The sequence below is a fragment of the Bradyrhizobium sp. genome (assembly GCF_035309285.1).
GTDB lineage: Bacteria > Pseudomonadota > Alphaproteobacteria > Rhizobiales > Xanthobacteraceae > Bradyrhizobium.
Genome location: NZ_DATGFH010000008.1, coordinates 142594 through 159153, shown reverse-complemented (window position 1 = coordinate 159153; position 16560 = coordinate 142594). Strand labels below are relative to the sequence as shown.

Genomic DNA, 16560 nt, shown 5'->3' with positions numbered 1-16560 from the left:
CTGAGTAGATCGCCCTCCGTAACAATTTCAACGAGACAGCCCTCATCATGAAGAACGAGCAGGCCTCGATGATTGGCCTAAAGCGGCGGGCTTGCAACATCAAGGAGCGGCGTGCTCGGCTTGACAGTTGCAAATGACGTTCGCCTGACGTCGCAGGCGCGCATAATTCCGGTGTTACGACGCGGAGGCGTGTATCTGGGCACCGGCCTGTGCCAGGAATCTGTCCATGGCCTGGCGGACCTTCCGCTCGCTGATGCCTGTGGCGCGCAGATCCGTCGCGATCCACTCAAGCGCGGCTTCGCGCATCGGGCTGGCGACGTCGATTGCGACCATGTTGCGCGCGTATATCTCGCTGGCCTCGGCAGTCTTGCCCAGACGTTCCGCGGCCCAAAGCGCCAGCAATCTGAGGGCGTACTCCCGCAGCTTGAACCTGAGCTCCTCCTGGTGCGCGAATTTCGCCTCGAAGGCATTTTCGCGCTCGTCGAACGACGTCATGGTCTTGTCCTTCACAGCTGAAACCCTGCTTCTCGAAACGTAAGAGGCGACCGCGGCCGGCTCTTGATTCAAGTCAATACGAGCACTTCTTGCGGGTGAAATGATGTTTTCATCCTAGGGAGGCCGACATGATCAAGGACATCCTCGTACACATCCCAACGGAGCGCCCGTCGCGCCCCGTCATCGATGCGTCCATCGCTCTGGCGACGGGCTTCGGCGCCCATCTCGACGCTTTGGCGCTTGGCTATGTATCGACCGGCGCTGCCGCTTTTGCTTTTGACGGAGCCGCAGCTCCCGCCGTTGCCGCTGTTTTCGAAATGGAGCAGGAGAAAGCTGCCGAGCGCGCCGCGACGGCACTCGCGGTCTTTGAAACCGAAGCGCGTCTGGCCCGCATTTCCTACGGCAGCCGTGCCATCGCGGATATCCCGGCCGACGCATCAGGGTCGATTATAGCGGCCGCCCGGCTTTATGATCTCGCCGTTGTTCTGCAGCCGGAGACAGACCAGAAAACCTATGACAACACTGTGCCGACCGAGCTTCTGCTGCAGGCCGGCGGCCCCGTCCTGTTCGTGCCCTACATTTCCCGCGGCGCATTTAGCGCCAAGCGGATCGGCATCTGCTGGGATGGAAGTCGACTGGCTGCTCGCGCGCTCAAGGATGCCAGGCCCTTCCTTGAGCAAGCGGACGCGCTGTTCGCGATTTCAATCAATGGCGCAGAAAACGTGCCGGCGGACGCTTCGCCGCAAAAGCTCGCCAAACATCTGGCCCGTAGCGGGCTGCCAATCGAGCTTATCGATTTGCCGGCGTCGCGCTCCGAGGTTCAACCTTTCATCCTGTCTCTGGCCGCTGACCAAAACCTCGACATGCTCGTGATGGGAGCCTACGGCCACTCGCGGCTGCAGGAGGGGATCCTGGGCGGCGTCACGCGCGCGATGCTGCGCACCATGACGATCCCGACTCTGATGTCACACTGAATGGAGACCAACATGCGCGCTCATCAGATAATGACCAAACCGGTCATTACAGTCCGGCCTGATGTGACGATTGCTGACGCGGCAAACTTGATGCTCAGACGGCACATCAGCGGCCTTCCAGTGGTCGATGCATCCGGCAAGCTGGTTGGTATCGTCTCGGAAGGAGATTTCATTCGTCGGAGTGAAATCGGGACAGAGCGCAGGCGCGGCGCTTTGCTGAGATTCATTCTCGGCGCTGGCAAGTCGGCGAGCGACTTCGTTCACGAGCACGGCTGCAAGGTTTCTGAGATCATGACCCCCTCGCCCGTCACCGTCACGGAAGACGCGCATCTGGCTGACATTGTCGACATCATGGAAAAGCGGAATGTCAAGCGGCTACCGGTGCTTCGAAACGACAAGATTGTCGGCATTGTCACGCGCGCGAACCTGCTGCAGGCGGTCGCGAGTATGGCGCGGCATATCCCGGATCCCACAGCCGACGATGATCACATCCGAAATCGCATTATCAACGCGCTGGAAAAGGTCGAGTGGGGGCCTATCGGTCTGAATGTCATCGTCCGCGACGGCATCGTTCACTTGAGCGGGGTTATCACCGACGAACGTTCCCGCGAGGCCGCCATTGTCGCTGCAGAAAACGTCGATGGCGTGCGAAAAGTGCACGATCATCTTTGCTGGGTTGAAACCATGTCAGGCATGTACCTGAACTCACCCGAAGACGAAGGAATGGCAAGGGCGGGCTGAGTTTGACTTGCACGCCGCAGCGCGAGACGCGCCAGTGACTTGGATCATCCGCATTCTGTTTGCGATTGCCGCGTTCGTAACCGCCGTCTTTGTTGAGCGCGGCGCGTTGAACTTCAGCGTGATGCGGATGCTGGTCGCAGTGATGTTGCTTACCATTCTCGTCGGCGCAGCCGCGCTCTTGCAAATTCGCCGCGATTGATCGATCACAGGTAGGCACCCTAGTGCGCGACTTTGTGATGGGTCTGTTTGCTCGTGCCCGAAATTAGTCCGTTGACCGCCGCTCCGTGGTCTCAAATTCCGGCTGTAACGCCAGCCAGGCACGGGCGGGGGGCCTGAGCCCTGTCATCCGCTCCCCGCCTTGTAGGCGAAGCGAACATCCCCTTGTGCGCCGGCCCAAGCCAGATGCGCAAGTGCGGCGATGCAGTGCCGCGGATGTTGATGACCGGGGGCACCATTGTGCACTAGGCGGCGGCATACCCTCTCGGATCATCGGCATCTCGCTGCGGCTTCATCCTGCTTCAGCGACCAGTTCAGCATGTGGCTCAGGGTATCGATGCCGGGGTCATCGGAGCGCTCGATCGTGTTCATCAAGGCGAGCCAGTCCTCGCTCGAGGCCAGATTGGCAAACCGCCGCACCGCGCCGGCCGCATATTCCGCGATCGTCTCGTCAAAACGGCCCGCCATTTCACCGATGCGCGCGAGCAGAACCAGATCGCTGCAGGCGAGCAGCGCCTCGTCCGCCCTCGCCTCCTCGCTGAAGTTCCGGATGATTTCTCCGAGCTGCATGGGCCTTCCCTACTGCACGAGCGGCGAGCTTGCACCTACGAGCGCAATTCCGGTGATTTCGGCACGGCCGGCCAACACAGCGAGATATTGCGCCAAACCCCGGCGCTGAACGCTGGTTGCGAGGTAATGGGCGATGCGATCGCGGACCAGCTCAAACGGCAGCATCTGCCCCGGCGCGCATCGGTCAAGCCGGACGACATGGAAGCCATAGCGGGTTTCCACGATCGCAAGCTCCCCCTCACGCATTCGCGCAAGCGCTGTTTCGAACTCGTCGACGGTTTGGCCGCGGGTTACCTGCCCGAGGCAGCCGCCATCCGCTGCAGACGTCTTGCAATCGGAGCGAGTGCGTGCGAGCTCGGCAAACAAGTCGGGATCCTCGCGCACCGACGCCAGGATATTTTCGGCAGTCGCGCGCGCCGCTATGCGCGCGGTCGCATCGCCGCGCGGCGCAGCGATCAGGATATGCGCCGCCTCATACAGATCCCCCGTGCCGAAGCGCCGCCGATTCTGCTCGTAAAAGCGCCGGCAGGCCGCCTCATCCGGCTCCGGCGTGACGACCTCCAGTTCGATCAGGGCGCGCATCGCCGCCTCTTCCGCCGTCTCACTGCGCCCCTCCGTATCCCGCAGCGGCTCGGCCGCAATATTGAGACGTCGCGATTCCTGCAGCAGCAATTCGCGCACCACCAGCGCGCGCGCCGCAGCCTGCCAGGCCAAGATCGGCTTTTCCGCAGGATGGTTTTGCACCTCGCGGGCGATCATCTCGTGCGGGATGATGGTGCCGTTGACGCTGACGGTCTTCGGCTTGGGCAGCGCTTCAACCAGAGAGCAGTCCATGGCCTTACTCCGCAGGTTGCATTGGCGGCCTGGCGCGGACGCCACCATCACGACTGCGCACGACTTGGTAGCCACGGCGGCCGAGATACCAGACCGGCGCGCTCCAGATGTGAACCAGGCGCGTGAACGGGAAGACGAGGAAGATCGTCATGCCCAGCACGAGATGCGCTTTGAAAATGGGATGCACATCCAGGATATTGGCGGCGATCCCCGGCTGCAACGCCAGGATTCCCTGCGCCCATCCCATGAACTTCACCATCTCATGCCCGTCGAGGTGGCCGAGCGACACCGGAATGGTAGCAAGGCCCAACAGCAACTGCGCAAACAGGATGAGCAGGATCGCGGTGTCGCCGAAGGACGAATTGGCACGGATGCGCGGATCGAATAGCCGGCGGTGCGTCAGCAGCGAGATTCCCGCAAGGCACATCAGCCCCGCCATCCCGCCGACGATGATCGCCAGCATCTGCTTGAATCCGTGCGACACGCCGAGCATGTCGAAGACCCAGATCGGCGTCAGCAGGCCGCCCAAATGGCCGAAGAAGATAACGAGGATGCCGACATGGAACAGGTTGGAACCCCAGACGAGCTGTCGCCGCCGCAACAACTGGCTCGACCCGCTTCGCCACGTATATTGCTCGCGGTCAAAGCGGACCAGACTGCCAAACAGGAAGACGGTGAGGCAAAGGTAGGGATACCAGCCGAAAACGATTGCGTTGAGCGTTTGCATGGTCTGGGCTCTCTCATTGCGATTGCGACTGCGCCGGGCCGACGGCACGCGTGGCGTGGCGAAGTTTTGCGATCAGTCCATCATGGCTGCAGGCACCCTGCCCTTGCTCACCGGGACCGAACCGCACTTCCTCTTCTTCCCAGGCCGCATCGAGCGCCACGAGATCCATCGGATCCACGTCCGGGCTCTGCAGGAGCGCGTCGACGACGTCGCGCCGGGGCGCCTTTTGCGGGATCGCCAGCAGAGCGTCGAACACTGCCTTGTAGGCTGATTGCCGCCGGTCGAGACGTTCGCCAAGGGCAGCGAGGATATGGGCGGTGTCCGCAAGCAGTGCCTGCGCCTCCGCCACCGGACGCGTCGACAGGAATTCGAGAAACAGCGGCAGATAGTCGGGCAGCTCATTCGCAGCGATGACAAGGCCTGCATTTTCGTACATGGCGCGCAAATCGACCATGGCCTGGCCGCGGTCGCGGCTTTCGCCATGGACGTGCTCGAACAGATAGAGCGCCAGCGTTTTGCTGCGGTCGAACAACAGGCCGTAACGTTCCTGCAGACCGCAAACGTCGTGTGTCGCGATTTCTTCGATCAAGACATCGAGCGCGCGCCGTTGCGCCGCAGGAATGAGGGTTTCGGCAGCCAAAATTGCGCCGAAATCAGGCGCCGCATCGGCGAGTTCCTCGCTGGGATAGCTGAGCAGTGCAGAGAGTACCTTGAAGGTCTTCATCACGCCATCTCCATCGGATTTTTCGCCTTGCGCGGCGAGCCGAACAGATTGACCTCACTTTCTCCACCGGAGCAGCCGTTGCCGAAAGTGAAACCGCAGGAGCCGCGGATGTCGAAGGCGTCGGTCCCCAGCTCGCGATGCGCTGTCGGGATGACGAATCGGTCTTCGTAGTTGGCGATTGCCATGATGCGATACATGTCGTCGATCTGTTCCGGCCTGAGTCCGACCCGGTTGGCAACGGCTTCGTCCACGACGCCGTCGAGCGTCTTAGCCCTCATGAAGGCGCGCATCGCGAGCATACGCTCGAGCGCGAGCGTGACCGGCTTCTCGTCGCCGGCGGTCAACAGGTTGGCCAGGTATCGCACGGGAATGCGCAGCGACTTGACGTCGGGCATCTCGCCGTCGAGCCCGATCTTGCCGGCGGATGCTGCCGAAGTGATCGGCGACAGCGGCGGTACGTACCAGACCATCGGCAGCGTGCGATATTCGGGGTGCAGCGGGAACGCGACTTTCCATTCCATCGCCATCTTCCAGATCGGCGAGGTTTTTGCCGCCTCCAACCAGGTATGTGGAATGCCCTGCTGCTCAGCCTCCGCGATGATCGCGGGATCATTGGGGTCGAGGAAGACGTCGAGTTGAGCCTGATAGAGATCGCGCTCATCCGGCTTGCTCGCGGCTTCTGCGATGCGGTCGGCGTCGTAGAGCACCACGCCGAGATAGCGGATGCGTCCGACGCAAGTCTCCGAGCAGACAGTAGGCTGGCCGGCCTCGATGCGCGGATAGCAAAAGATGCACTTCTCCGATTTGCCCGACGACCAATTGTAATAGATCTTCTTGTAGGGGCAGCCGGAGACGCACATCCGCCAGCCCCGGCATTTGTCCTGGTCGATCAGGACGATGCCGTCCTCCTCGCGCTTGTAGATGGCGCCGGAGGGGCACGCCGCGACACAGGCCGGGTTGAGACAGTGCTCGCACAGCCGCGGCAGATACATCATGAAGGTGTTCTCGAACTGGCCGTAGATTTCCTTCTGCACGCCCTCGAAATTGTAGTCCTGCGAGCGCTTTTCGAATTCGCCGCCGAGGATTTCCTCCCAGTTCGGGCCCCACTCGATCTTCTCGAGCCGCTCGCCCGAGACCAGCGAGCGCGGGCGCGCCGTCGGCATCGCCGGCAGCTCTGGCGCCGCTTGCAAGTGCGGATAATCGAAGGTGAAAGGCTCGTAATAGTCGTCGATCTCCGGCAGGTCCGGATTGGCGAAGATGTTCGCCAGCACGCGCCACTTGCCGCCGATGCGCGGCTGGATCGAGCCATTGCGATTGCGCTTCCATCCGCCATTCCAGCGCGATTGATTTTCCCAATCCTTGGGATAGCCGATACCTGGTTTGGTTTCGACATTGTTGAACCAAGCGTATTCCATGCCTTCGCGGCTGGTCCAGACGTTCTTGCAGGTCACGCTGCAGGTGTGACACCCGATGCATTTATCGAGGTTCAGCACCATGGCGATTTGAGCGCGGATTTTCATTCTGCTGCCTCCAGACGGGCGTTTCCGGGCCGCTCGTCGGCTGGCTGATCCAGCCAGTCGACCTTCGACATCTTGCGGACGATCACGAACTCGTCGCGGTTGGAGCCGACGGTTCCGTAGTAGTTGAAGCCATAGGCCTGCTGCACATAGCCGCCGATCATGTGCGTCGGCTTGAGTACGGTGCGGGTGACCGAATTGTGGATGCCGCCACGCTGGCCAGTCTGCTCCGAGCCCGGCACGTTCACGATCTTCTCCTGCGCGTGATACATCAGGCACATGCCCTGCTTGACGCGCTGCGAGACCACGGCACGCGCCACCAGCGCGCCGTTGGTGTTGTAGGCCTCGATCCAGTCGTTATCGACGATGCCGGCTGCCTTGGCGTCGGTCTCGCTGATCCACACGATCGGTCCGCCGCGCGACAAGGTCAGCATCAACAGATTGTCGGTGTAGGTGGAGTGGATGCCCCACTTCTGATGCGGGGTGATGAAGTTCAGCACCACCTGCGCATTGCCGTTCGGCTTGCGGTCGATCACCGGCTTGATCGTCTTGGTGTCGATCGGAGGCCGATAGACGCAGAACCCCTCGCCGAAGGCGCGCATCCAGAGGTGATCCTGGTAGAGTTGCTGCCGGCCGGTCAGCGTGCGCCACGGGATCAGCTCATGCACGTTGGTGTAGCCGGCGTTGTAGCAGACCTTATCCGATTCCAGGCCGGACCAGATCGGCGAAGAGATGATCTTGCGCGGCTGCGCGACGATATCGCGGAAACGGATCTTCTCGTCCTCCTTCGAGATCGCAAGATGGGTGTGGTCGCGCCCGGTGAACCCACCGAGGGAAGCCCAGGCTTTGACTGCGACCTCGCCGTTGGTTTCCGGCGCCAGACTCAGGATCACCTCGCAGGCGTCGATAGCGCTGTCGATACGGGCCAGACCCTTGGTTGCGCCCTCTTCGGCCACGACGCCATTGAGCTTCCTGAGCAGATCTACCTCGTGGTCGGTGTTCCAGGCCATACCTTTACCGCCATTGCCGAGCTTGTTCATCAACGGCCCGAGCGAGGTGAAGCGCTTGTAGAGGTTCGGATAGTCGCGCTCGACCACGGTCACCGCTGGCATGGTTTTGCCGGGGATCGGATCGATCTCGCCCTTCTTCCAGTCCTTCACGTCGAAGGGCTGCGCGATCTCGCCGGCGCTGTCGTGCATGATGGGCGTGAGCACGACGTCCTTCTCGACGCCGAGCACTTCAGGGGCGACCCTCGAGAAGGCCTCCGCGATGCCCTTGTAGATGTCCCAGTCGCTGCGCGATTCCCAGACCGGATCGATCGCCGCCGACAGAGGGTGAATAAAGGGATGCATGTCGGAGGTGTTGAGGTCGTTCTTCTCATACCAGGTCGCGGTCGGCAACACGATGTCGGAATACATGCAGGTCGTCGACATCCGGAAGTCGAGTGTCACGAGGAGATCAAGCTTTCCTTCCGGCGCCTCGTCATGCCAGGTCACCTCAGCTGGCTTCTTCCTACCGTGCTCGCCGAGATCTTTCCCCAGCACGCCGTGCTTGGTGCCAAGCAGGTGCTTGAGGAAATATTCGTGGCCCTTGCCTGAGGCGCCCAACAGATTGGAGCGCCAGACGAACAGGTTGCGCGGCCAGTTCTTGGGATCGTCCGGATCCTCGCAGGAAAGTCGCAACTCACCCGACTTCAGCGCCTTGGCGACATATTCCTTGGCATCGAAGCCCAGCGCGGCCACACGCTTGGAAACCTCGAGCGGATTGGTTTTGAGCTGCGGCGCGGACGGCAGCCAGCCCATCCGCTCGGCGCGCGCGTTGTAGTCGATCAGCGCCCCGTCCCACGGTCCCTTCGGCGCTGTCGGCGACAAGATCTCGCCGACATTAAGCGTCTCGTAGCGCCACTGATCGGTGTGGGCATAGAACGCCGAGGTCGAATTCATCTGTCGGGGCGGTCGTCCCCAGTCGAGCGCAAAGGCCAGCGGTGTCCAGCCCGACTGCGGGCGCAGCTTTTCCTGACCCACATAGTGCGACCAGCCGCCGCCGGATTGGCCGATGCAGCCGCACATCACCAGCATATTGATGATGCCGCGGTAGTTCATGTCCATGTGGTACCAGTGGTTCAGCCCGGCGCCGACGATGACCATGGAGCGGCCGCCGGTCCTTTCTGCGTTCTTCGCGAACTCCCGCGCCACCGTGATGATTTGCTCGCGCGGCACACTGGAAATCTTCTCGGCCCATGCCGGCGTGTAAGGTTCGACATCGTCATAGCTCTTGCCGAGATGATCGCCGCCAAAACCGCGATCGACGCCGTAATTCGCAACGAACAGATCGAACACCGACGCCACGAGGACTTCGCTGTCCGTCAGGGCGATGCGCTTGGCGGGAACCTTGCGGATCAGGACGTCCGGATGATCGGTGCCGCGGAAGTGATCATGCTCGCGATTGCCGAAATAGGGAAACGCGACATCGGCCAGTTCATCCTTGATGTCGGCGAGCGACAGACGAAGTTTTGTCGCGCGGCTCTTGGAGTCCTTCTCTTCCAGATTCCATTTGCCCTTCTCGCCCCAGCGGAAGCCGACGGAGCCGTTCGGCACGACGATCTCACCTGTTGTCTCGTCATAGGCGACCGTCTTCCACTCGGGATTGTTTGACTGATCGAGCGAAGTGGCGAAATCCGAGGCGCGCACGAACCGCTCAGGAACGAGCCGGCCGTCGGATTTCACCAGACGCACCAGAAATGGCATATCCGTATACTGGCGCGCGTAATCGTTGAAATATTTGGTCTGCCGATCGATGTGGAATTCCTTGAGGATCACGTGGCCCATGGCCATGGCCAGCGCGGCATCGGTCCCCTGCTTCGGCGACACCCAGAGATCCGCGAATTTCGAGGCCTCGGAATAGTCCGGGCAGATCACGACGCTTTTCGCGCCCTTGTAACGAACCTCGGTATAAAAATGCGCGTCAGGCGTGCGCGTCTGCGGGACGTTGGAACCCCACAGGATAAGAAAGCTGGAATTGTACCAATCCGCGCTCTCCGGTACGTCGGTCTGCTCGCCCCAGGTCTGGGGCGACGCCGGGGGCAGGTCGCAATACCAGTCGTAGAAGGACATGCAGACGCCGCCGAGCAGCGACAAATATCGCGCGCCGGCCGCATAGCTCACCATCGACATCGCCGGGATCGGGGAGAATCCGAACACGCGATCCGGACCATAGGTCCTCGCGGTATAGGCGTTTGCCGCGGCGACGATCTCGTTGACCTCGGCCCAATTCGCGCGAACAAAGCCGCCGAGACCGCGCTTCTGCACGTAGGAGGCGCGCTTTTCCGGGTTCTCGACGATCGACTTCCATGCTGCGACCGGTGTCATCGTAGCGCGCGCCGAGCGCCACAGCTTGATCAGCCGCGATCGCACCAACGGATATTTCACGCGGTTGCCGGAATAGAGATACCAGCTATAGCTCGCGCCGCGCGCGCAGCCGCGCGGTTCGTGATTGGGGAGATCGGGACGCGTGCGCGGATAGTCCGTCTGCTGGGTTTCCCAAGTGACGATACCGCCCTTGACGTAGACCTTCCACGAGCAGGAGCCGGTGCAATTGACGCCATGGGTCGAACGCACGATCTTGTCGTGCTGCCAACGCTTCCGATAACCCTCTTCCCACGAGCGATCCTCGGTCGTGGTGACACCGTGTCCGCCGGCGAACTCTTCCTTCTTCCGCGTGAAGAACGAAAGCCGGTCCAGGAAATGACTCATCCCTCGTCTCCTTATTCAGCAGGCTGCGTCGCGGCCGGAAGGCGGCCATTGCGTTCGATGTCGTGAAGCAGGCCGCCCTTGCGGGTGTAGACAGCCCAGGTGATGACCACGCAGGTCACGTAGAAGATGAAGAACGCCCACAGCGCCGCCTGCACGCCGCCGGTGAGATCAATCGACGTTCCATATGATTTCGGAATAAAGAATGCGCCGAAAGCGGCGACTGCCGAGGTGAAGCCGGTGATGGCGGCTGATTCCTTTTCGGCCTGGCGTAACCGCGTCGCCGGATCGGCGGTCGGCATCAGCCGGTCCATCTCCGTCCGCATGATGTTTGGAATCATCTGGAAGGTCGACGCGTTGCCGATACCGGTCGCGAAGAACAGCAACAGGAACATCGCGAAGAATCCCCAGAATGCACCGGGCTGATCCTTGATGCCGAGGAAGTAGAGCACCCCGAGCACGCCGACCATCATCAGCGCGAATACGCCGAGCGTGACGCGGCCGCCGCCCCATTTGTCGGCCATCCACCCCGTCGCCGAGCGCGAGAGCGCGCCGACGAGCGGGCCGAGGAAGGCGAATTGCAACGCATCCACTGCGGGGAACTGGGTTTTCGCCAGGAGCGGGAAGCCCGCCGAGTAGCCGATGAACGAGCCGAAGGTGCCTGTATAAAGCCAGCACATGAGCCAATTGTGCTTGCGCTGGAAGATCACCGCCTGGTCGGCAAACGACGCCTTGGCGGAGGCAATGTCGTTCATGCCGAACCACGCCGCAAAGGCACTCGCGACGATGAACGGCACCCAGATGAAGCCGGCGTTCTGGAGCCAGAGCGGAGCCTGAGCACTGCCACTCTTCACCATCGTCGGATCGCCGCCGAACCAGCCGAATACGCCGGCCGTGATCACGATCGGGACAACGAACTGCACAACGCTGACGCCGAGATTACCGAGGCCGGCATTCAGCGCGAGCGCATTGCCCTTCTCCGCACGCGGGAAGAAGAAGGAGATGTTGGCCATCGAAGAGGCAAAGTTGCCGCCACCGAGGCCGCACAGCAATGCCAGTGCCAGGAAGATCGGATACGGCGTCGCTGGATTCTGCACCGCGTAACCAATGCCGACGGCAGGGATCAAAAGCGACCATGTCGCAAGTGTCGTCCACAACCTTCCCCCGAAGATCGGTACCATGAAGGAATAGAATATCCGCAGGACCGCGCCCGAAATGCCAGGCAGCGCCGCCAGCCAGAACAGCTCGTCGGTCGTGAACCTGAAGCCGACGGATGGGAGCTTTGCCACCACCACCGACCAGACCTGCCAGACCGCGAACGACAGCAAGAGCGCAGGGATCGAGATCCAGAGATTACGTCTCGCAATCGCTCGCCCGCCGCTTTCCCAGAACGTCCGGTCTTCGGGACGCCAGTCGGTCAGCACCACGCCGGATAAGGCGCCGACATGCTCGGGCTTGTGAATCTCCTCCATCTCGGGAAGTTCGGGAAGCTTCTTCAGCGCCTCGCCGACGACGCCCCGCTCCATCTGGCGGATCGAGACATGCATCCAGATCAGTGCGCCCGTCACCAGCAGGAACAGCAGCATGAAGCAGCTGGTCCATAGCCCGGTCAGATCGACCAGCGCGCCGAAAGCGATCGGAAGCACAAAGCCGCCGAGACCGCCGATCATGCCAACCAGGCCGCCGACGGCGCCAACGCTATTCGGATAGTAGACAGGGATGTGCTTGTAGACGGCCGCCTTGCCCAGCGCCATGAAGAACCCGAGCACGAATATAGTAATCACGAACGGCACCAATCCCATTTCCAGATGGAAGCCGACGGTGCCGTTGACGGTCTTCACCAGATAGTCGGTCGGCGGATAGGAGAGCAGGAAGGTGGCCGCGACGGCGACCTGGAACGTCCAATACATGACGCGCCGCGCGCCATAGCGATCGGAGAGATGGCCGCCATAGGCGCGGAATACGCTGGCGGGGAAGGAGAACATCGCCGCCATCATACCGGCGGTCTCGATGTCGACGCGGTAGACCTTGATCAGGTATTGCGGCAGCCAAAGCGAGAGGGCTACAAAGGCGCCGAATACGAAGAAGTAATAGAGCGCAAAGCGCCAGACCTGGATGTTCTTCAGCGGCTCGAGTTCGAGCCAAGTGCTCTTTGGCTTTTCGTGACGCTCGCGCCGCGCGCGCACGACCGGGTCCTCGTCGGCAAAGATCCAGAAGATGATTCCCATCGCGGCGATCGCGATCGCCCAGATCTGGGCCACGGCCTGCCAGCCATAGGCAACCAGGACAAACGGAGCCAGAAACTTGGTGACGGCAGCGCCAACATTGCCGGCGCCGAAAATGCCAAGCGCGGTCCCCTGCTTGGCCGTGGGATAGAACCGCGAGACATAGGCGACGCCCACGGCGAAGGAACCACCGGCCATGCCGACGAACAAGGCGGCGATCAGGAACTGAGGATAGCTGTGCGCCCAGGTCAATAGGTAGGTCGCAACCGCCGCCGACAGCATCACGATCGTGTAGATGCGCCGACCGCCGTACTGATCGGTCCAGATGCCGAGCACCAGACGTATCAACGAGCCACTCAGGATCGGCGTGCCGACCAGCAACCCGAACTCGGTATCGTTCAGCCCGAGCTCTTGCCTGATGCGGATGCCGATGATCGAGAAGATCGTCCAGACCGCAAAGCAAATCGTGAAAGCGATCGTCGAAAGCCAGAGCGCGCGACCTTCGCGGGCTCTACTCATACTTGCGGCGTCCATAATAGATTCTCCGAGATGCTTGGAAGACAAGATCGCCACGTTTGGGCCGAAGTGATTTTGCGCTAGATCAATTGAGCGGCGGGAACGGCCGGCTTTTGTTGGAACAACCCGAGCGACTAAAGCTGCGATCGGAAGGATCGAGAACCAACGAAGGTCTTCTCATGGACACCAAATTTAGAAGACCAAGACCTTGTCCGCCTGGACCATAGCCGCGGCGAGCTCGTCCATCGTGCTACGGTGAGCCGCCTCCGTGACCTCGCCATCGGCAATCCCACGTGCGTCCATGCACGTGCCGCACAGAAGTACCGCGCCTTTGCCGGCGAGGACGCGCTTTAGCATCCGCTCGATATTGTAATAGCCGTCTGGCGTTTTCTGCCGCGCCTTGGCCGCCAGCACGGCATCCGCCGTCAGAAAGACGGTGACTTGCGTATCCAGATCCTTCTTGAGCAGAGTCAGCGCGAGCCTCAGCGCGTTGTAGACGCGCTCGGTGCCGTAAGGCGGATCATTGATGATGAACAGGACTTTCATCGCTGCCGCACGTGTAATGATTTTGCCGGCGCAAGCGCCGGCCTCCACTTTTCTTATTTCCTTGCCGCCTCACTGCTATTGATCTGGATCAAACCGTAAGCGCCGAACAGCGCGTCGCTACGCGGATGACACGGCCGGGAGCTATCGCCGGAGTGCAAAGAGCTGAGCGAACCAGGAACACCCTAAATCAAGCCACTCCTGAAAATTGATACAGGTCAACGATTTTTCTGGCAGCCGCAGCACCATGCTCCAAAAGCGGAGGAGTTTGCACAATGTCAGACGGGCAATCCATTTCAGCGAACACGGCCAAGTCCATTCAAAGCCTCGCGGCCAAGGCGATCACGACGCAATCTGAGTTTTCGGAGAAGCTGGTCGAGTTCAATCGGCATTGGCTCGAGCGGATTCAAACTGAAGCGAATGAGCTCTGGGATCTGCTCTGGAGGTCCAACGGCACTCCGTCCCTTGCCGAAAAGATCAAAATTTCCCAGGCATGGCTGAAAGGTGCAACGGAACGAGGCGCGCAGGATGCCATGTATGCGCTGGAAGCGGCACGTACCCTTGGGGCCATCGAACTCAAGGCTCAGACGGCCGGTAAGGACACCGTGCCTGATTCAAAGGCCGCATGATCCTGGTTTGAGAGCTGGAGGCCGGCAGGAATTGAAAACGACCACTGTCGGAATGTATTCAAATTCGTCGGGTTCTCGCCCGTTCGAACCACGATGTTCGGAATGATCGAGAATGCGTCGGAGAGGACGCGATCCCGCTGGCTCAAGGCCATGCGAAAAAACGGCGCAAGGCGCGCTAGCCATTCCGTGTCGGCGCCACGCGAGCGCCTTGACGTGACGCCCTACAGCGCCTTGATGGTCCAGGCGACCATGTCCTTGGCAATCCGGCCGAAAGCCATGTTAAACGCAGCCGCAGCCGGCTCGAGCCTGTCCAATGGTTGCGTCTGCTCGATCAAGCGCGAAGCGATGATCTTTCCGCTCTTGTCGACAATCCTCGCCGATAAGGCGATCTCGGCTGTCGGCGTCGAGTCCATCGCGATCCGAAAGCGCCTGATGTCAATCAGAAGCTGATAGTCGGCTTGTCCGATATCGGTTGTCCGCAATGGCGCGTGGGTGATGTCGTAGTTCTCGAAGCTCTCGATCAAGCGCGTCTGGACCAGTTTTGGAATAGTGTCGGCCCACATTGCCTCTGCAAAGCTTGGAACATCCGTGGTTGGACTGAACAGAAAACGCTGCGTATCGAGCGTCACGACCGCCGACGGCTCGGGAATAGCCAACTGTCCATTCAGGGTTTTCTCGGCGAGATCGAAATTCTTGACGGCGTCCAGATCATAAATGATCTTTTGCACCGGCACGCCGCCACCCGTCATCTTCTCTAGACCTGCGACGATGCCGTCGAGCTTCCCGGTGTTGCGCGCCAGGCCTTCCGAGAAAACCTTGAAGTTGGCGATGGTGTCCTTCAGCGGCTCGGAATTCTCCGCCAGCACCGAATCCACGCGCCGCAATGCGTCGCGCGCCGCCTGGGTCATGCTCTGGCCTGCTCCGGGCTCTGCGATCAATGTCGGCACACCCCCAGCGCCCGCAGGCGCCGTGCCGCCTTCCAGTGCGATCACGGGGACCCCGGTCAGACCCTGGAATTCCAACCCCACCTTGGTGTCTGGCCGAACCGGTGTCGTGGCGTCAACTGAAATGGTCGCGCTGACGCTGCGCGGGTTATCCGGCGAGAGACCGAGTTCGGTCACCTCGCCGACTCGAATGCCGTTGAACAACACCCCCGCGCCCACCAAGAGACCGGGCACCGAGCCTTCGAACTGAACATGATAGGTCGCGCGGGCACCGAGGCCGCCGGTGTTATGCAGCCAATACACAAAGCCGAACGCAGCGGCGATTGCGGCCAGGACGAATGCGCCGATAAGGACAAAGGGTGCGCGGGTTTCCATCTCTCAACTCGCTTTTGGTTGCAGCATCAGGGAGCGCTTGCCGTGAAAATAGGCCCGCACCCAGGGATGCTCGGATTGAAGCAGGTCGCGCATCGGCCCGATGGCAACGATCTTGCCGTCGGCCAGTGCTGCGACGCGATCGCACACGGTATTGAGGCTTGCGAGATCATGGGTGACCATGAACACCGTTAGCCCCAATGTTTCCTGCAATGTCTTGATCAGCGCGTCGAAATCGCCCGCGGCAATCGGATCCAGCCCTGACGTTGGTTCGTCAAGGAACACAATGGCCGGATCGAGCGCGAGCGCGCGCGCCAGCGCCACGCGCTTGGTCATGCCGCCGGACAATTCGGAGGGAAACTTGTCGCCATCCTCCGGCGTGAGTCCCACCATTTCGAGCTTCGCGGTCGCAATCTCGTCCATCAGTCCATCGGACAGCACAAGGTTTTCGCGCAAGGGAAATTGGACGTTCTGACGGACCGTGAGCGACGAAAACAGTGCGCCCTGCTGAAACAGAATGCCCCATCGGCCGGCGGCTTTCTGGGTATTTCGATCTTGCGAAGTGTAGATCTCTTCGCCCATGACCTCGATCGTTCCGCTCCGCCGCGGGACAAGGCCGATAATCGTCCGCATCAGCACTGATTTGCCGCCGCCGGAGGCGCCGACCAGCCCGAGGATCTCGCCTTTGCGGACATCCAAGGACAAATGATCGATCACAACCTGCCGGCCGAAGCCGACCACGAGGTCGCTGACGCTGATCGCGGACTGCCAAACCCCACGCATC

Annotated in this window: 15 protein-coding genes; 4 read left to right on the top strand and 11 right to left on the bottom strand. The window is 61.1% G+C overall.

From position 1 onward, the window contains the following. Positions 1 to 174: 174 nt before the first annotated feature. Positions 175 to 495: an ATPase inhibitor subunit zeta gene (locus tag VKR55_RS03450; protein ID WP_324399680.1), complete on the bottom strand. Its 321-nt coding sequence runs from the start codon at positions 493 to 495 to the stop codon at positions 175 to 177. Positions 496 to 623: 128 nt separating this feature from the next. On the opposite strand from VKR55_RS03450, the gene VKR55_RS03445 reads away from it, so the two are divergent. Genes VKR55_RS03445 through VKR55_RS03435 form a run of 3 tightly spaced genes read left to right on the top strand, consistent with a single transcriptional unit; the run spans position 624 to position 2409 of the window. Then, complete coding sequence (locus tag VKR55_RS03445) at positions 624 to 1469, top strand: universal stress protein (protein ID WP_324399678.1); 846 nt, start codon at positions 624 to 626, stop codon at positions 1467 to 1469. Between the two features lie 12 nt (positions 1470 to 1481). Further along, the gene (locus VKR55_RS03440) at positions 1482 to 2210 is read left to right on the top strand and encodes a CBS domain-containing protein (protein ID WP_324399676.1); all 729 of its coding nucleotides are present in this window, start codon (positions 1482 to 1484) and stop codon (positions 2208 to 2210) included. A 7-nt stretch (positions 2211 to 2217) separates the two neighbouring features. Beyond that, positions 2218 to 2409, top strand: coding sequence for a hypothetical protein (locus VKR55_RS03435; protein ID WP_324399673.1), 192 nt, complete (start codon positions 2218 to 2220; stop codon positions 2407 to 2409). A gap of 287 nt (positions 2410 to 2696) precedes the next feature. Here the strand turns inward: VKR55_RS03435 and VKR55_RS03430 are convergent, their stop codons facing one another. The 8 genes from VKR55_RS03430 to VKR55_RS03395 all read right to left on the bottom strand — a co-directional run bounded on the left by VKR55_RS03430 (position 2697) and on the right by VKR55_RS03395 (position 13882). After that, entirely contained in the window at positions 2697 to 2996 is a 300-nt protein-coding gene (locus VKR55_RS03430; protein ID WP_324399671.1) for a hypothetical protein, read from the bottom strand. A gap of 9 nt (positions 2997 to 3005) precedes the next feature. Further along, the gene (locus VKR55_RS03425) at positions 3006 to 3830 is read right to left on the bottom strand and encodes a peptidylprolyl isomerase (protein WP_324399669.1); all 825 of its coding nucleotides are present in this window, start codon (positions 3828 to 3830) and stop codon (positions 3006 to 3008) included. Between the two features lie 4 nt (positions 3831 to 3834). After that, positions 3835 to 4557: a respiratory nitrate reductase subunit gamma gene (gene narI, locus VKR55_RS03420; RefSeq protein WP_324399668.1), complete on the bottom strand. Its 723-nt coding sequence runs from the start codon at positions 4555 to 4557 to the stop codon at positions 3835 to 3837. 13 nt (positions 4558 to 4570) lie between these two features. Beyond that, the gene (narJ, locus tag VKR55_RS03415; protein ID WP_324399666.1) at positions 4571 to 5281 is read right to left on the bottom strand and encodes a nitrate reductase molybdenum cofactor assembly chaperone; all 711 of its coding nucleotides are present in this window, start codon (positions 5279 to 5281) and stop codon (positions 4571 to 4573) included. After that, positions 5281 to 6801: a nitrate reductase subunit beta gene (narH, locus tag VKR55_RS03410; RefSeq protein WP_324399664.1), complete on the bottom strand. Its 1521-nt coding sequence runs from the start codon at positions 6799 to 6801 to the stop codon at positions 5281 to 5283. Before narH ends, narJ begins: the two co-directional genes overlap by 1 nt. Further along, positions 6798 to 10550, bottom strand: coding sequence for a nitrate reductase subunit alpha (locus VKR55_RS03405; RefSeq protein ID WP_324399662.1), 3753 nt, complete (start codon positions 10548 to 10550; stop codon positions 6798 to 6800). Before VKR55_RS03405 ends, narH begins: the two co-directional genes overlap by 4 nt. An 11-nt stretch (positions 10551 to 10561) precedes the next feature. Continuing rightward, entirely contained in the window at positions 10562 to 13306 is a 2745-nt protein-coding gene (locus VKR55_RS03400; RefSeq protein ID WP_324399660.1) for a nitrate/nitrite transporter, read from the bottom strand. Between the two features lie 174 nt (positions 13307 to 13480). Further along, positions 13481 to 13882 carry a DsrE/DsrF/TusD sulfur relay family protein gene (locus tag VKR55_RS03395; RefSeq protein ID WP_324399658.1) on the bottom strand — a complete coding sequence of 134 codons (402 nt, stop codon included), beginning with the start codon at positions 13880 to 13882 and terminating at the stop codon, positions 13481 to 13483. Positions 13883 to 14106: 224 nt separating this feature from the next. Here VKR55_RS03395 and VKR55_RS03390 point away from each other — a divergent pair, with 224 nt between their 5' ends. Next, a complete protein-coding gene (locus tag VKR55_RS03390; RefSeq protein WP_324399656.1) occupies positions 14107 to 14460 on the top strand; it encodes a hypothetical protein in 354 nt (117 codons plus the stop codon). Between the two features lie 221 nt (positions 14461 to 14681). Here the strand turns inward: VKR55_RS03390 and VKR55_RS03385 are convergent, their stop codons facing one another. Together VKR55_RS03385 and VKR55_RS03380 are read right to left on the bottom strand one after the other, a co-directional pair. Beyond that, a complete protein-coding gene (locus VKR55_RS03385; protein ID WP_324399653.1) occupies positions 14682 to 15779 on the bottom strand; it encodes an ABC-type transport auxiliary lipoprotein family protein in 1098 nt (365 codons plus the stop codon). A gap of 3 nt (positions 15780 to 15782) precedes the next feature. Beyond that, positions 15783 to 16559 carry an ABC transporter ATP-binding protein gene (locus tag VKR55_RS03380; RefSeq protein WP_324399651.1) on the bottom strand — a complete coding sequence of 259 codons (777 nt, stop codon included), beginning with the start codon at positions 16557 to 16559 and terminating at the stop codon, positions 15783 to 15785. Between the last annotated feature and the right edge of the window lies 1 nt (position 16560).

What these genes read in the sequence shown, in the direction of transcription:
- VKR55_RS03450 (WP_324399680.1), bottom strand. Translation starts at nt 495, where the DNA reads ATGACGTCGTTCGACGAGCGCGAAAATGCCTTCGAGGCGAAATTCGCG.
- VKR55_RS03445 (WP_324399678.1), top strand. Translation starts at nt 624, where the DNA reads ATGATCAAGGACATCCTCGTACACATCCCAACGGAGCGCCCGTCGCGC.
- VKR55_RS03440 (WP_324399676.1), top strand. Translation starts at nt 1,482, where the DNA reads ATGCGCGCTCATCAGATAATGACCAAACCGGTCATTACAGTCCGGCCT.
- VKR55_RS03430 (WP_324399671.1), bottom strand. Translation starts at nt 2,996, where the DNA reads ATGCAGCTCGGAGAAATCATCCGGAACTTCAGCGAGGAGGCGAGGGCG.
- VKR55_RS03425 (WP_324399669.1), bottom strand. Translation starts at nt 3,830, where the DNA reads ATGGACTGCTCTCTGGTTGAAGCGCTGCCCAAGCCGAAGACCGTCAGC.
- narI (WP_324399668.1), bottom strand. Translation starts at nt 4,557, where the DNA reads ATGCAAACGCTCAACGCAATCGTTTTCGGCTGGTATCCCTACCTTTGC.
- narJ (WP_324399666.1), bottom strand. Translation starts at nt 5,281, where the DNA reads ATGAAGACCTTCAAGGTACTCTCTGCACTGCTCAGCTATCCCAGCGAG.
- narH (WP_324399664.1), bottom strand. Translation starts at nt 6,801, where the DNA reads ATGAAAATCCGCGCTCAAATCGCCATGGTGCTGAACCTCGATAAATGC.
- VKR55_RS03405 (WP_324399662.1), bottom strand. Translation starts at nt 10,550, where the DNA reads ATGAGTCATTTCCTGGACCGGCTTTCGTTCTTCACGCGGAAGAAGGAA.
- VKR55_RS03400 (WP_324399660.1), bottom strand. Translation starts at nt 13,306, where the DNA reads ATGGACGCCGCAAGTATGAGTAGAGCCCGCGAAGGTCGCGCGCTCTGG.
- VKR55_RS03390 (WP_324399656.1), top strand. Translation starts at nt 14,107, where the DNA reads ATGTCAGACGGGCAATCCATTTCAGCGAACACGGCCAAGTCCATTCAA.
- VKR55_RS03385 (WP_324399653.1), bottom strand. Translation starts at nt 15,779, where the DNA reads ATGGAAACCCGCGCACCCTTTGTCCTTATCGGCGCATTCGTCCTGGCC.
- VKR55_RS03380 (WP_324399651.1), bottom strand. Translation starts at nt 16,559, where the DNA reads ATGCGTGGGGTTTGGCAGTCCGCGATCAGCGTCAGCGACCTCGTGGTC.